15 protein-coding genes are annotated in these 15,147 nt (G+C 43.7%); 13 read left to right on the top strand and 2 right to left on the bottom strand.

The features are described from left to right. The 10 genes from VN379_RS02005 to VN379_RS01960 all read left to right on the top strand — a co-directional run. Positions 1-528: PadR family transcriptional regulator (locus VN379_RS02005; protein ID WP_325530271.1), on the top strand; the 528-nt coding region annotated here is incomplete at its 5' end. Between the two features lie 29 nt (positions 529-557). Then, the gene (locus VN379_RS02000; protein WP_325530269.1) at positions 558-1,250 is read left to right on the top strand and encodes a DUF1638 domain-containing protein; all 693 of its coding nucleotides are present in this window, start codon (positions 558-560) and stop codon (positions 1,248-1,250) included. Positions 1,251-1,359: 109 nt separating this feature from the next. Continuing rightward, positions 1,360-1,911 carry a DUF2284 domain-containing protein gene (locus VN379_RS01995; RefSeq protein WP_325530267.1) on the top strand — a complete coding sequence of 184 codons (552 nt, stop codon included), beginning with the start codon at positions 1,360-1,362 and terminating at the stop codon, positions 1,909-1,911. 244 nt (positions 1,912-2,155) lie between these two features. Continuing rightward, positions 2,156-2,776 (top strand): DUF3786 domain-containing protein, encoded by a 621-nt coding sequence (locus VN379_RS01990; RefSeq protein WP_325530265.1) that lies wholly within the window; start codon positions 2,156-2,158, stop codon positions 2,774-2,776. A 185-nt stretch (positions 2,777-2,961) separates the two neighbouring features. Further along, on the top strand, positions 2,962-4,095 hold the full coding sequence (locus VN379_RS01985; RefSeq protein WP_325530263.1) for an epoxyqueuosine reductase: 1,134 nt from the start codon (positions 2,962-2,964) through the stop codon (positions 4,093-4,095). A gap of 76 nt (positions 4,096-4,171) precedes the next feature. Beyond that, entirely contained in the window at positions 4,172-4,786 is a 615-nt protein-coding gene (locus tag VN379_RS01980) for a lactate utilization protein (RefSeq protein WP_325530261.1), read from the top strand. A 60-nt stretch (positions 4,787-4,846) separates the two neighbouring features. Continuing rightward, entirely contained in the window at positions 4,847-5,617 is a 771-nt protein-coding gene (locus VN379_RS01975; protein ID WP_325530259.1) for a 4Fe-4S binding protein, read from the top strand. Positions 5,618-5,647: 30 nt separating this feature from the next. Next, complete coding sequence (locus VN379_RS01970) at positions 5,648-6,289, top strand: lactate utilization protein (protein WP_325530257.1); 642 nt, start codon at positions 5,648-5,650, stop codon at positions 6,287-6,289. 102 nt (positions 6,290-6,391) lie between these two features. Continuing rightward, on the top strand, positions 6,392-7,000 hold the full coding sequence (locus VN379_RS01965) for a nitroreductase family protein (RefSeq protein ID WP_325530255.1): 609 nt from the start codon (positions 6,392-6,394) through the stop codon (positions 6,998-7,000). 466 nt (positions 7,001-7,466) lie between these two features. Beyond that, the gene (locus VN379_RS01960; RefSeq protein WP_325530253.1) at positions 7,467-9,722 is read left to right on the top strand and encodes an FAD-dependent oxidoreductase; all 2,256 of its coding nucleotides are present in this window, start codon (positions 7,467-7,469) and stop codon (positions 9,720-9,722) included. A 74-nt stretch (positions 9,723-9,796) separates the two neighbouring features. Here VN379_RS01960 and fusA read toward each other — a convergent pair whose 3' ends face one another. Further along, the gene (fusA, locus tag VN379_RS01955; protein ID WP_325530251.1) at positions 9,797-11,872 is read right to left on the bottom strand and encodes an elongation factor G; all 2,076 of its coding nucleotides are present in this window, start codon (positions 11,870-11,872) and stop codon (positions 9,797-9,799) included. Positions 11,873-12,315: 443 nt separating this feature from the next. Between fusA and VN379_RS01950 the strand changes: the two genes are divergently transcribed. The 3 genes from VN379_RS01950 (at position 12,316) to VN379_RS01940 (ending at position 14,081) form a co-directional block, all read left to right on the top strand. Next, on the top strand, positions 12,316-12,900 hold the full coding sequence (locus VN379_RS01950) for a TetR/AcrR family transcriptional regulator (RefSeq protein WP_325530249.1): 585 nt from the start codon (positions 12,316-12,318) through the stop codon (positions 12,898-12,900). Between the two features lie 14 nt (positions 12,901-12,914). Next, on the top strand, positions 12,915-13,331 hold the full coding sequence (locus VN379_RS01945; protein WP_325530247.1) for an alcohol dehydrogenase catalytic domain-containing protein: 417 nt from the start codon (positions 12,915-12,917) through the stop codon (positions 13,329-13,331). Between the two features lie 297 nt (positions 13,332-13,628). Next, positions 13,629-14,081 carry a LysR family transcriptional regulator substrate-binding protein gene (locus VN379_RS01940; protein ID WP_325530245.1) on the top strand — a complete coding sequence of 151 codons (453 nt, stop codon included), beginning with the start codon at positions 13,629-13,631 and terminating at the stop codon, positions 14,079-14,081. A gap of 357 nt (positions 14,082-14,438) precedes the next feature. On the opposite strand, the gene VN379_RS01935 is transcribed toward VN379_RS01940, so the two are convergent. Further along, positions 14,439-15,147, bottom strand: a 709-nt coding sequence (locus VN379_RS01935; RefSeq protein ID WP_325530243.1) for a carboxymuconolactone decarboxylase family protein, incomplete at its 5' end; no start/stop codon positions are given.

The following is a 15,147-nucleotide window of genomic DNA, read 5'->3' as shown; positions in this document are numbered from 1 at the left end:
GGTATATATCTGCTTGGGAGATTAATAATGCTTGAACATGTTATTAAAGGCCTTCTGCTGCAAAATGATATGAGTGGCTATGATATTAAGCAAAATATTAGCGATGTTAAATTTTTCAAAGCCAGTTATGGGAGTATTTATCCTTGTTTAAAGAAAATGGAACTGGAAAGATTAATCACAGTCAGAGAAATTATCGAAGGTGGGAGATATAAGAAAATATACAGTCTCAGCGCTGATGGTAAAGATCAATTTTTTGACTGGCTGCATACACCTTGTGATGTTATGAAATCGGACAGTGATCACTTAGTAAAATTATTTTTTTATCAGTATCTTCCTAATGAAAAAGCGAAAGATTTGATTGCGGTATTTCTCAAAAGGCTGGACATGCTAATTCATCGCTTAGAGTTAACTGAATCACTTTTGAGCAAAGATCTGAATACCTATCAAAATGCAACATTTACGTTTGGCATTGATTATTATCGATTTGTCAAAGACTGGTATACAAAGTTTTTGGAGACGCTTAAGTAAAAGAAATAATATATGGCGGGAGTGGCGTTATGAAGGCAATCATCATCACCTGTCGTACCCTCAAAGCAGAAGTTGATCAGGCAATTGCGGCAACCAGTTGTAACTATTCGTTATTAACCCTGGAATCAGCACTGCATAACGAACCGGACAAACTGAGAGAGGTCCTGCAAGCAACACTTGATCGAGTTTCCAATGTAGATCAGGTGTTGCTGATGATGGGCTTCTGTGGTAATGCGATCCTTGGACTCAAGCCGGAAGGGTTCAACTTGGTTATTCCCAAGGCCGATGATTGTATAACTATGCTGCTTGGATCACAGGCCAGGCGAACTGAAGTCCAACGCGATATGCCGACACTCTTTTTTTCAAAAGGCTGGCTGGATAGTTCTCAGCTGATGGAAAGAACGGTATTTGGGGAATACGAGCGAATTTTGCAGCGCTATGGTAAAGAGAAAGCCCAAAAAATATCGCAAATTACCTTTAAGCATTATAAGCGGCTAGGGTTAATCGATACCGGCTCCTTCGAAATGGAAGAAATGCTTGAAAAGTCGCAAAAATATGCGAATTTTCTAAAATTAAGCTGCGGAATCATTCCCGGTACGCTTGATTACTTGAAAAAGATGCTGACCGGTCCCTGGGATGAAGATTTCATTATTATTAATTCCGGGGAGACAATCACACTCGAACACCTTTTCGGCAATCAAATAACTAATCCACCCGCTTAGAACTATTTTTACGCGGGAAGACATGCCGTCGATTGCTAATACAGTAATATTGAATTTCCCGAAATAGAATAGTAAATATAACAAAAAAATTCAGGAGGTTTAATCAATTATGGAAATTAATTTTAATGAGTTAGTACAAGATGCCCTTGCGTTACAAGCAGACCATGCCGCAATTGCTGAAGTATCGAAAATTAAGTTTGTCGAAGAGTTTCGAAAAGCCTGTGAGCAAAATACCTGCAGAAGATATAACACAAATTGGATGTGTCCACCTGCAGTTGGTCCAATTGGCGAATTAATAGCCAAGGTCCGTAAGTATAAGCAAGGCTTGTTATTCCAGACGGTGCACCAGTTAGCCCGTTCCTTGGACTACAAGGGAATGCTGGCGGCAGGGGTCGAACACGAAAAGCGATTCAGGAAAATAATTGCTAATATTGAAAATAAATATCCGTCACTTGATATGCTGCCTTTGAACGCCGGTCCATGCCTTTATTGTCCCAGATGCGGGTATCTGGATAATGAGAAATGCAGGTTTCCTGATAAGGCAATTTCCTCCGTAGAAGCACATGGAATAGACGTAATGAATTTGGAAAAAGTATGTGGAATTCCATATTATAATGGTAAAAATACCGTTTCCTATGTAGCTCTTATTCTCTTTATGTGACCAGCGAGGGACAGGTTATTAACCACCCGGCTAATGAGAAGAGTCTTTTATAAACGCCTTGACGTGGCTTGAAGGGAAGCAGTATAATTACTATAGTGTATATACACCTTGAAGATGACTTAAGTGACTAAGGAGCGTTGGCAGGCAAAGATATGGCAGTTGTATTCTCAACAATCTTACAGAACCCTGCGGGCGCTTGGGTTGCTCTCAATCGGTTCTAAGTCCATAAAAAAGGAGGCTGCCAATGGAAACGAATTATCGCATAGCCTATGACAAAGGCTGGCAGGATTTAAAGAAGAAGGTACCCGAAGAGATTGTGTCTAGACGCTCAGTGTCCTACTGCAGCAGCAACCGCCAATTCACCGTGCCATTTTTTAATTCAGAGTATATTCTGGACTGCGACAATGAAACCATTACCAGGAAAACCGACGGGCAGATTCCTGAGATTATAGCATCCATAATAGTTCTTAACTACCTATCATTCTCAGACACATCCCCTAAGCTAGACAACCCATGGGTATCCCTAAAAGAAATACCTAACGGTGGAGCGCTCTTTTACCCTGCCTTTCGAAAGAATGCAGTTGAAGTTCTAATCAGGACCTTTGGGAATCAGCCCCAAGCGCTATTGACCTGTGCGGCTGCTTTGGGAGGGCAGCCTGCGTCATTGGGCAGTGCATCCGTTGTTTTTCATGCATTTCCCGAAATACCTATGTGTGTAGTTATGTGGGAAGGTGACGAAGAAGTTCGGGCCAATGCCACTGTTCTTTACGATCCTTCCATTGCGTTTCTATTGCATATTGAAAGCCTTATCGGCCTCGGCATGTATCTTGCGGCGAAATTAAAGCAGTTGGCGAGTTCGCTTTAGCTATAAAAAACAGACCAGTCTATATAAACCAGAGGTGGTCATTTAGCAATGGACTTGCCTGTTACGCATAATCCTCACAAGGCAAAGTTGTTGATCAATCTTAAGAAATGGAGATTAGTGGTCTGTTAATATAACAGCATAAAGAATACGACCGAAATGATCTTACAGGGATGAGGAGATAACCAATGTCTTTAACAAGTGACATCAAGGAATTCGCGTTGGACTTAGGCTACAGCCGGGTGGGGATTACCACGGCCGATAGCTTTTCCGAGTATGCTGCGATCATGCAAAGCAGGGGCGCCATGTACGAGTTTCTGGTACAGGACCCCGCCGTCTGGTTGGAGGTCTCTGAACCGAAAAAGCTGATGCCGTCGGCAAAGTCGATTATTTCTCTGGTATGGGATTATTCTCAGAAAGCATTTCCAGAGGGGCTGCTCGGCAAGGTTGGACGGCTTTACCTGTCAAGAAGTTACAATGCTCCCCCGCATCGTATTAATGGCAGCCGGTATCAGTTGATGCTGGATTTTGTGAAAAAAGCAGGCTGCCAGGTAGGACAGGGGATTTTTTTACCGGAACGGTGGGCGGCAGCTAGAGCCGGTGTGACAACATATGGCAGAAATAATTTTGCCTATGCGGCTGGAATTGGCTCGTTTATCGTGCTCAGTTCGATTGTTGTGGATGCGGAATTAGAGTACGATACTCCAACCGTTGAGGTGGGGTGTCCGGAGGGGTGTACGGCCTGCATAAAAGCCTGTCCTACGCAGGCAATTTATGAACCGCAGAAACTGAATCCCCGCCGCTGTATCACTTTAAATACCTTGTTTACCCAGGATGGCATGCCGGCTGGCCTTAGCAGTCATATTTCGCCTGAAATCAGGGAGAAAATGGGTACGTGGGTACATGGGTGCGATGTTTGCCAGGAAGTATGTCCCCGCAATCGGGAACGATTGCAGGCTAAACTGCCGGATGATGAATTTTTGGTAATGGCATCCCGGGATTTTAGTCTCACAAAAATGCTGAACATGACGGATGAATTTTATGAAACACGGGCACAGCCACTCATGTACAACTATATTAAAGAACGGAAGTATTTTCAGAGAAATGCGGCGATCGCCCTTGGCAATCTGGGAGATCCAGCTTTTATACCTGATTTGGAACAGGCTATGAATGATCCGGAGAAGCTGGTGAGAGAATATGCCGCCTGGGCTCTGGGGCGGATTGGCGGGAAATTGGCAAAGCAAGTGCTGGAAACGAAAAGAAATCTGGAGACTTCCGAAAATGTACAAAAAGAGATTGAGGCTGCTTTATTAGCGGTTTGAGAGTAAGCTGTAGTAAAGAACGATTCCTGAATTTGGAGCCAAGCGGTTAGTTATCCAAGTGATGGAGCGATTGTAAATGAATCATGTAATGAAATGGTATAAGGATGTTCTTGGCCGGCAAACGGTAGATGCATTGGTTAAACATAACGTTAGCGCGTATTATTGTCCGGATCGTAAAGAAGCAATCAGGCTTATTATCATGCAGCTTATTCCTGATAGCGCCACGATTGGGGTGAGTGGTTCCAGGACTGTGATGGAACTGGGGCTGGTGGAACTGCTGAAAAAATGTCGGCATGAAATCTTCAACTGCAATCCGGAAGGTCTGATATTGGAGGCAAAAAGCAAGGAATGGTCCCGACAGCTAACGTGTGACATATTTCTGACTGGTGCCAATGCAATCACCCTGACCGGGGAAATTGTAAACAGGGATGCATTTGGCAGACGGATAGTGGCTATGATGTTTGGACCCAAAAAGGTTATCGTCGTTGCCGGAATAGACAAGGTGGTCCGGGATGTCGATGCGGCTAAAGGACAGGAAGCTTCTGCACCTTGTGCAGAACCTGGTGAATGTGTGGACTGCAGCACTCTCCGGCAAAGCGGCAATATCACCTCCATGCTGCATAGATATCCGCCACTTACCGATATACATGTGGTAATAGTGGGAGAATGTCTCAGTTTATCAAATCACTGACAATGTGCAGGGGTAAGTTAATTTTCGCGAAGTGGGGTGAACCAGGTGCTCGTACAGGATATGAAGGAAAAAGTTACCGAATTTGTCCTAAACAGCCCGCTGAATACTGTAAAGGAACTTAACAATCTGCATATATGGAATCAGCCGTTAGTCGGTGTGGCAAGCGCCAATGATAGTTTGTGGGAAAGACTGAAAGAGCCGGATGCGGTTGGACCGCAGCATTTGTCACCGCAGGAATGGCTGCAGGGCGCGGCTTCCGTGATTTCCTATTTTTTGCCCTTTACAGAACCGATCCGCCGGTCCAACTGGCCGGATGATTTACCTTCCACGGAATGGCTGTATGGACGTTATGAAGGAGCAATGTTGAATGATGCCCTGCGCCGATTTATTGTCTCTCTGGTAGAGGGAGCGGGAGGGCATGCGGTAGCGCCGGCTCTTGACAGCCGGTTTGCGGTTGCCGGCCTGCGCAGCAACTGGTCGGAGCGTCATGTTGCTTTTGTAGCAGGTCTTGGCACTTTTAGCCTGAGCCGATCCATGATTACCAGCTTGGGTTCAGCTGGCCGTTTTGGCAGTGTGATTGTGGATACTGAACTGCAACCGACAGTACGTGCGTATCGAAAAGTTGACGAATATTGTGTTAACTGCGGGGTTTGCATTGACCGGTGTCCGCCCCGGGCCATCAGTAAGGCGGGTAAGGATAATGCCATATGTTCGCATTATGTGGCAGAGATGAAAGTAAAGTATGCCCCCCGGTATGGCTGCGGCAAATGCCAGACAGCCGTGCCGTGTGAAGGGCGGAATCCCAGAAATCACATAACTACTGGTTATTAACTAAGAACTGGGGAAAAGGAGAATGAAATCATGCATGAATTAGCGCAGCGGCACAATGATGTTCTTGGACAAAGGGCGGTAGAGGCACTGACAAAGCATAATTTCAGCGCGTATTATTTTAAGGACCGTAAAGAAGCTGTGGATCAGATTATGCAGCTTATTCCGCCCGGGGCCACGGTGGGCCTGGGCGGCTCCCGGACTGGGATGGAGCTGGGACTGTGGGAATTGCTGGCCGGGCGGGGGCATGAAATATTCAACCACAATCAGGAAGGCTTAACACCGGAAGCGCGCGTTGAAAAACGCTATAAGCAGCTTACTTGCGATATATTTCTGACCGGTGCGAACGCGCTTACTTTGACTGGTGAAATCGTGAACCGCGACGCTTTCGGGAATCGGGTAGCCGCAATGATGTTCGGTCCGAAAAAAGTCATCATCATTGCAGGAACCAACAAAATAGTCAGGGACTTTGAGGAGGCCGATAAGCGGATCAAGATGTACGCTGCTCCCATGAATGTCAAGAGATACGAAATGAAAAATCCCTGTTTGCAGACTGGTGAATGCATGGATTGTAATAGCTCTACGCGAGCCTGCAATATCACGACAGTTTTAAGCAGACGGCCACCGCTGACCGAAATCCACATAGTTATTTTGGGCGAGGACTTGGGTTTTTAGCAATAGATGGCCGCCGTTTATCGGGGAGAATATATATGGTTAACCTGCGGAAAAACTAAACACACAAACCAAAATAAAGAAAAAATAAAAGGGGGATTTACCATGGAATTTATGGAGATTATCAAAAAAAGGCACAGTATCCGCAAGTTTAAATCGGAACCGGTTTCCCAAGAAGCCATTGAGAGCATTTTGGAAGCGGGAAGGCTTGCTCCCTCCGCCAGCAATTTGCAGGCATGGCGATATATTGTTGTTAAAGATGCCGGCGTCCGTGCTCAATTGGCCAAAGCATCGCCAGTCTCGTTTTTTAGCACGGCGCCGGTGATCATCATATGCTGCGTTGATCAGGAAGTTATGCGTTCGCAGGGGGCACGATACCAGGAACTGCAGGAGGCAGGCGCCTTTTTGGGCGTCAGCATGCCCGCCGATGAGGTGGAAGCCCTTCTGAAAAAAATGCGAGTCGATGAGTTGGCAATCCGGGCGAACCTGGCATTCAACGCAGCCATATCCATAACCCATATGGACCTGCGTGCTGTAGATTTAGGTTTGGGCACTTGCTGGATTGGTTTATATGACGGTGTCATTTTAAAAGAGCTGTTAGACATTGATGACCGTTATCATATTGTAAATGTATTGCTTGTTGGTCATCCGGATCAAGCACCAGCGGCCAGACCTCGCTTGAAAAGGGAAGAGCTTGTTATAAAAGAATTTTAAAGTTGATAGCAATGAAAAGATTAAGAAGAAGCAAGGGGACTCGTACCTTGCTTCTCCTTGACTGTTAAACTCGGCAGTATTCAAGAATTGAGAATTTTCATGCCGGATTCACCCCTCTCACAGCTTCTGACCAAGGATGCCGTCAATCTATGGACAACTCGTCTATTGCTGGACATTTTACGCCAGCAACAACAGAATGTAGTTGCCGATCAACTCTTCTTTTTACTCCTGCGATTTTCATGAACACGCCCTGATGGAATAATACTTCCCTATTGACAGAAGTTTGTTGTTGTCATATTATTAGCAATATACAGACTGGTCTATATATTGTTAAAGTAGAGTTAAGGCAAACTAACTGATTTGGTAATTAAAGCAAGGCATTGGAGCATTTTCGGATGCTTTCATTCTTTAATCTTTCGAATGGAACGAATAACTATTTTAGTAGATCGTAAGGAGATGATAGATAATGAATATTAACAAAGCGAATGAAATAAAGGGAATAATCCGAGATTTTGTTTTCGGTTTGGGCATAGATGACGTAAGATTTGCTAACGCCGCGGATTACGAAAGCCCGAAAAGCCCGAAATTAGATTTTATCTTCCCTGCTTGTAAGTCTATGATTGTTATGGCCTTTAGGGAAGAATCCAATTGTGAAAGCGAAGATAAAGTTATGGCAGCTGGTGGTAGAATAGATTTCATTGAATTTATGCATGGTGCAAGTTACAAGGTTGCCCGGTTTGTCGAGAAGAAATTTAACTGTAAAGCAATGGGAACCTCCCCCAGCTTCCCTACAGATAAGTCAAAACTTATTCCTGTTGGCGAAGTTTCTCAGCGCCATGCGGCAAAAGCTGCCGGATACGCCCAGAGCTTTGCCCGAAACAATCTTGTTATCCATCCGGCTTTAGGGCGCGTATGGTTTATCACGATTTTGACTAATATGGATTTACCGTCCGACCCGCCTAGCATGCGCGAAATGTGCATTCATTGCAATCGATGTGTGGACAATTGTCCTGGCGGCGCCCTTGATAAGGAAGGAATTACGGATGTGGCAAAATGCGCACCTTCCGCTTTGCCTTTCGATGCCTATCCAAATGCCGATTTTCTATTTAGGCTTCTAAACAGCTCAAAAGAAGAACAGCAAAAGATGTTATCAAGCAGCGAATACCAGTGGCTGTTTCAAGGTGCTTATATTGGTATTCAATATAACTGCTTCAATTGTTATGCCCGTTGTCCTGTCGGCGTAGAAAGCGCCCCTTGCAGCAATGCCTGTCCGGCCGGCATTGATGTGCCAATTTATTTAGACCATATTCGAAACGGAAGATTCCAGGAGGCTTACGAAGAAATAGTACGGGAAAATCCACTGCCGGGGGTATGCGGACGCGTCTGCGGCCAGCTCTGTGAAAGCGAATGTCGAAGAAATCAGCTTGATGAACCGTTAGCGATTCATACCTTAAAGCGGTCGGCCGCCGATTGGGTGTTGAAGCATAATGACGGAAGATATCCTGTAGTGAAGCCAGACAAGAATACCGGCAAGAAAGTTGCCATTATCGGCTCCGGCCCTTCCGGTCTGACTGCGGCTCATTATTTGGCCAAAGCCGGACACGAAGTGACAATATTTGAAGCCCGTGCGGTAGCCGGAGGTGCACTTGCGGCAGGCATTCCTGAATATAGACTTCCTTCTGACGGTTTGGCAGCCAGCATCCAGGCAATCCAGGACTTGGGAGTAACAATCAAGTTAAATACTTCGATCGGTAAGGATCTGAGCATCAACGATCTAAAAAATGGCTTTGACGCAATGTATATTTCGGCTGGAGCCAGAAAGAATCTACGGCTGGGCGTCCCCGGCGAAGATGCTTCCGGGATTTACTCCGGTATCAGCTTCCTGGAGGAAGCAAAAGTTGGCAAATCTCCGGATTTGCACGGAAAAGATATACTCGTTGTAGGGGGCGGCAATGTTGCCATTGATGCTGCCAGAACAGCTAAAAGTATTGGCGCCCAATCGGTCAAATTGGTATGTCTCGAACAGCGAAATGAAATGCCGGCTTGGGCTTCAGAAATTACCGACGCAGAAGATGAAAACATTGAAATCATTAATGGCTACGGGCCACATGAATTTATTGTCAAAGACGGTAATGTAGCAGAACTTGTTTTAAAACGTTGTGTTTCGTTGCGTGATGAAGAAGGACAATTTCATCCAAGCTATGATGAAGCAGATAAAATCAGCATAAAAATAGATCGAGCCATTGTCGCAATCGGGCAGGCAGTTGATTTGAGTGATGTTATCGGTGACATCGGCATTACTCTTGATTCACGCGGCCGCATCGTGGTCAACGCCTCTGACATGAACACCGGCATACCTTCCATATTTGCCGGCGGCGAATGTGTTTCCGGGCCTGATATTGTTGTTAACTCTATCGCACAAGGCAAGAAAGCAGCGAAATCTATGGATAAATATTTAGGCGGTGACGGCTGTATCATAGCCCCCAGGACGCTCAGACGCGAATTATCAGGAGAACTTAGAACTGAAAAGGCTACTAGAGTAAAGGACACCTGCATTCCGGTTGCTGACCGAAATGGCTATGCTGAAGTCAACCAGGGTTTTAGCGAAAGCGAAGCAGTAGCTGAAGCATCCAGATGCTTACGCTGCGATTTAGGTATAACAACTGCTCCTTGCCGTGGAAGAATTGAAGACGAAGATGGCCTCCGCGTAGCCAATTTATAGATGATCCATCTTTAAGGAGCGGCAGCGCCCCGATCAGGTTTGGAGACCTGGTCGGGGCGCTGCCAAATTGATTTTTATTTATTCTTTGCTCCGATAACCTTTTCCGTTACATTCTTTGGAACTTCTTCAAAGTGATGCATTTCCATCGCATATGTGGCTCTGCCTTGAGTCCTGGAACGAAGATCTGTTGCATAGCCAAACATCTCAGAAAGCGGAACGAATCCTCTTACTATCTGCATGGCACCTTTTGCGTCCATCCCCTCGATTTTGCCTCTTCTTGAGTTCATATCGCCGATTATATCTCCCATATAGTCTTCCGGAACTGTAACTTCAACTTTCATGATAGGCTCTAACAGCACAGGATCTGCTTTTTTGCAGCCATTTTTGAAGGCCATAGAACCAGCAATCTTAAAGGCCATTTCTGATGAGTCAACCTCATGGTATGATCCATCAAATAAAGTTACTTTAATATCGATTACTGGATATCCGCCAAGCACACCATTGCTTAATGCTTCCGTTACGCCGTTTTCAACGGCCGGGATATACTCTCTTGGTATTGCTCCACCAACAACCTTATTGACAAACTCGAAGCCGGTTCCAGCTGCTTTTGGTTCGATCTCAAGCCATACATGACCAAACTGACCCTTACCACCAGACTGTCTGATGAATTTACCTTCGACTTTAACTTTTTTCTTAATGGTCTCTTTGTATGCAACCTGAGGTTTTCCTACATTTGCTTCAACTTTGTACTCTCGCAGCATTCTATCAACAATGATATCCAGGTGCAGTTCTCCCATACCGGCGATTATCGTTTGGCCGGTATCCGGATCAGTATAAGTCTTGAAGGTTGGATCTTCTTCTGCAAGCTTGGATAATGCGATACCCATCTTTTCCTGTGCGGCCTTCGTCTTTGGCTCAATCGCTACACTGATAACTGTTTCCGGGAACTGCATGGATTCTAAGATGATTAAATGATCTTCATTACAAAGAGTATCTCCTGTAGTTGTATCCTTAAGACCAACTGCTGCAGCGATATCTCCTGTAAAAACTTCTTTAATCTCTTCTCGATGGTTAGCATGCATTTGCACGATTCTACCAATTCTCTCTCTTTTGCCTTTTACTGAATTGTAGACATAAGATCCTGCACCCAGTTTTCCTGAATACACTCTAAAGAAACAAAGCTTGCCAACAAATGGGTCAACCATAATCTTAAATGCTAATGCTGAAAATGGTTCACTATCATCAGGCTTTCTTGCCATCTCCACATCGCCTTCAACAGAAATACCTTTAATAGGTGGTATATCTTCAGGTGATGGCATATAAGCGATAACCGCATCAAGCAGAAGCTGAACACCTTTATTTTTGTATGAAGATCCACAGATAACCGGTATGATTTTAGTTGCAATTGCTCCTCTTCTCAAACCGGCTATCAACGCATCGGTTGTGATCTCTCCACCCTCAAGATATTTCATCGTTAACTCTTCATCTTGTTCAGCGACTGCTTCAACAAGCTTTATTCTATACTCTTCAGCTAACGCTAACATTTCTTCAGGAATATCTGTTTCTTCGATTTCTTCACCCAAATCATCTCTGTATATTTCTGCTTTCATTTTTACAAGGTCTATAATACCTGTAAAAGTATCTTCACGACCTATCGGCAATTGGATTGGTACGGCATTAGCTTGCAGTCTGTCTTTCATCATTTGTACAACATTTAAGAAATCAGCACCCATAATATCCATTTTGTTGATATAAACCATTCTGGGAACGTTATACTTATCTGCCTGTCTCCATACAGTTTCTGTTTGTGGCTCAACCCCATCTTTAGCGGAGAGTACTGTTACAGCCCCGTCAAGCACACGCAGCGATCTTTCTACTTCAACTGTAAAGTCAACATGTCCTGGAGTATCAATAATGTTAATTTTGTGATCCTTCCATTGGGCTGTCGTTGCAGCAGAAGTAATCGTTATACCTCTTTCTTGTTCCTGCTCCATCCAGTCCATTATAGCAGCACCTTCATGAACTTCACCTATTTTATGGGTTCTTCCTGTATAAAACAGTATTCTTTCAGTAGTTGTTGTTTTTCCGGCATCAATGTGAGCCATGATTCCTACGTTTCTAACTTTATCAAGTGAAATTTGTCTAGGCACATATATCTTCCTTTCTACATAATATCGAATATATACAAACCGGTCTATTTTAATAGTAATCCTTTATCATGCAATTGTCAAGATCAGACACTAAATGCTCACTAAATGTGGTGACCAAATTCTAAAATACATCAACATTTTATGATGTAGGATTTATTTAGAGAAAGTCGTAAAGACCCAAACAATTAAACCCGTGATGCTGGTTAGCGGAAACCGATCCGAGAAAGCTGGAGGAGATTCTGTTTGATGGCGCCGAAATAATCTGTCATGTAAACATTCTCAGTTTGCTTCAACAGGGAGGCCAATCACTATATCTTGACACTGTCGTGCGGTATGCTATAATTTTGTAGACCAGTCGGTTTTATTTGCCGATATAAATGCTTATTTTTTGACTCAATCGTGAGCACTGAATAATTTATAATAAAGGTGGTAGAGAAGATCGTATGAACCAGAATACAAAAGGTTTAAAGGGCGAAAAGTCTAAAGAACAACTGATAGCATGTGCAGCTCGTTTATTTCTGGAAAAAGGTTATAATGCAACCGGAATAAATGAGATAATAAGTAGCGCTGGTCTGTCCAAAGGGTCTTTCTATTTTTATTTTTCGAGTAAAAAAGATTTGGCAATATCTGTAGTCGAATATTATAGCCAAATGAAGCTGACTGAAGTTTCAGAGACTGCAAGAAATAAAACATGGGAAGATTTTATTGAAAAACTGGTGGATGATATCCTTAAGACAACCAAAAGGGGGGGGAATTTTGGTTGCCCAATGGCTGTGTTGGGAATGGAAACCGCCTTTCTGGATCCGGATATTGCCGCTAAGAATTATGCATCTTTAAAAAGCATGATTGGTATATTTGAAGATGTACTCAAAAGGTCAGGTATCTCCCAAGAAAAAGCAGCCATCGGTGCGGAGCGTGCGTTCGCTATATATGAAGGATATTTGTTGCTTTATAGGTTAAGCAAAGATATCTGTGAATTAGAAAAGATTCTGAGAGATCTAAAAGAATTATATGAACACTTAAAATGAAATGGAGGATGATTATGAAAGCTGCACAAATCAGTGGTTACTCAAAAGAAATTGAGCTGGAATGGAACGATATTCCTATACCAGAAGTGTATGATTATGATGTTTTGGTTAAAGTGAAGGCGGCCGGCGTCAATCCACTGGATCTGCTCATTTTAAGAGGCCGCGTCAAATTAATTGTCGATTATCAGTTTCCGCTGACAATGGGCAACGAGCTGTCGGGCGTTGTTGAAGCAGTGGGAAAGAGCGTGACAAAATTTAAGGTGGGTGATCCTGTGTATACAAGGCTGCCGGAGCAGCATATTGGCGCATTTGCCGAATATGCCGTAGTCCATGAAGCTGCCGCGGCAAAAATGCCGGCTAGTCTGGACTATGCAGAGGCGGCAGCTGTTCCTTTGACATCGCTTACCGCCTATCAGGTGCTGGTATTATAAACGGCAGGGAGGTGGTTTACAAGTGCCTTATAGCGTCTGGATAGCGTTTTTTTCTTATACCGTGGTTACGGCATTATCGCCGGGACCTAATAATATTTTGGCGTTGAGTGTAGCAATCTTCTGAAGTTCAGAATAAGTCTGCCGAGGACAGGGATATTGCAATCTGGGAAATTAATGGAAATAAGTTCCGATTTAAAGCTGCCCGGGCAATGAACCTGCGTCAGGCCGGTCGGCTTCTGGAAGAAGCGAAGTCAGGGAAATCTCCTTTTTCATTGATATATATTTCTTCCTGCAAGGGTGAAAAAGCAGATTTGGCTGGACTTCTCAGCAGCTTTGGTTCCGTATCAATTGAAGTTTAATTTCTTTCCAATGAGTATTAAACGATATCTCTTGCCACCAGTATTTCAGGCGCTAAGCCGGCACATACCTGAATTACAGCTTCAGTTTCGGACTGAGCATTCGTCTGAACTTTACAACTGTGTAGAACATCGGGAAATAGATGCAGCTTTTGTAAAAAGGAAAATGCCAGTGCCTAACGTAGAAATAGAAAGTTTTTATGTTGATGAGATGGTGCTGGTTCGACCTTTAACACCGGAAAATATCGAAGCAAAGATAGTTCATCCGCAAGAATTGAGATGCGAATATGAACTGTGTATCAATTCTAAAGGATGGGTGTCGCTTACCCAATATGGTATGATCGGTGGTGGGGGACTGGTTGTCTCCTGCGTATTAAAATTGATAGTACCGTAATGATATTTCCGATGGTGCAAGACCCCAGGCAGTGGGCCATTGCACCTAAAACAATAGCAAGCATATTTATGAAGCTAGGGCAATGTGCTATTCAGCAATTATCCGACCCACCGCCACCCTTGGTATATTATAAAATAACCCATGCTTGCCCTAATCCGGCAGCGACCGAGGTCCTCAAAATATTGAACCGGTATCTTGAGTTACTTGACAAACAGGGCTATTAGGATGAAAAGGTTGAAAAATCCTGGAGCGATCAGAGGCCGAATGACAAGTGCTCGCCAGTGCCTGGTTTCATTGGCTGTGAGGAAAAATGGTATTTTTTTTCTTCAACCAGCGGAAACTTTTCTAACATCATATCTACTCACGTATTACTTCATTTATACATCTTATAGCGTTTAATGTTCTTGGGTAGCCTACATACGGTAATAATTGTGTAACTGTACTAAGCAAAGTATCTTTATCATTTCCAACATTTAAATTGCCTTGGATATGCCCCTTTAACTGTGGCTCACAGCCGGCCAAAGATAAAATCATAGCAAAAGTCAAAAGCTCCCTTGTTCTTATGTCTAACCCATTTCTGGTATAGTAATCACCAAAACAATTTGCCGATAAATATTTTTGAATATGAATTTGATTTGCCGGTGATTCCGTATACATTTTGTCAATCTTTTCGCCAAATATTGATTTTTGTACTTCCAAGCCCTTTTCAAATCGTGTTTCCGGCGAAGTTGTAGATTGGCCTGCTAATGGTAGTTTTACTCCCCTTGCTTCCAATATTTCATTGGTGGCATGAATAAAGTCAAAGGCTTTTGCAATGCCGACATAGGGTACAGCTTGATAGACAATTTCCTTAACTTCAACCGGAGTTACACCAACATTAAGCGCACCGCCGAGCATTACTTTATACTCGCTTAAGGTTTGCATTGCAATCAATGATGCTAAAATAACCATTAACCTGGTTTTTGTATCTAAGTTTCCATAAGTGATTACCTCATCAAAAGCGAAATTGTCAAAGACTTCTATAAGCTCTGGGTCTGTTATTTTTAATGTTGATTTATGATTGGGA

The organism is Sporomusa sp. (genome assembly GCF_035561255.1).
In the GTDB taxonomy this organism is placed as follows: Bacteria; Bacillota; Negativicutes; order Sporomusales; family Sporomusaceae; genus Sporomusa.
This window is presented reverse-complemented; position numbering and strand designations above follow the sequence as displayed.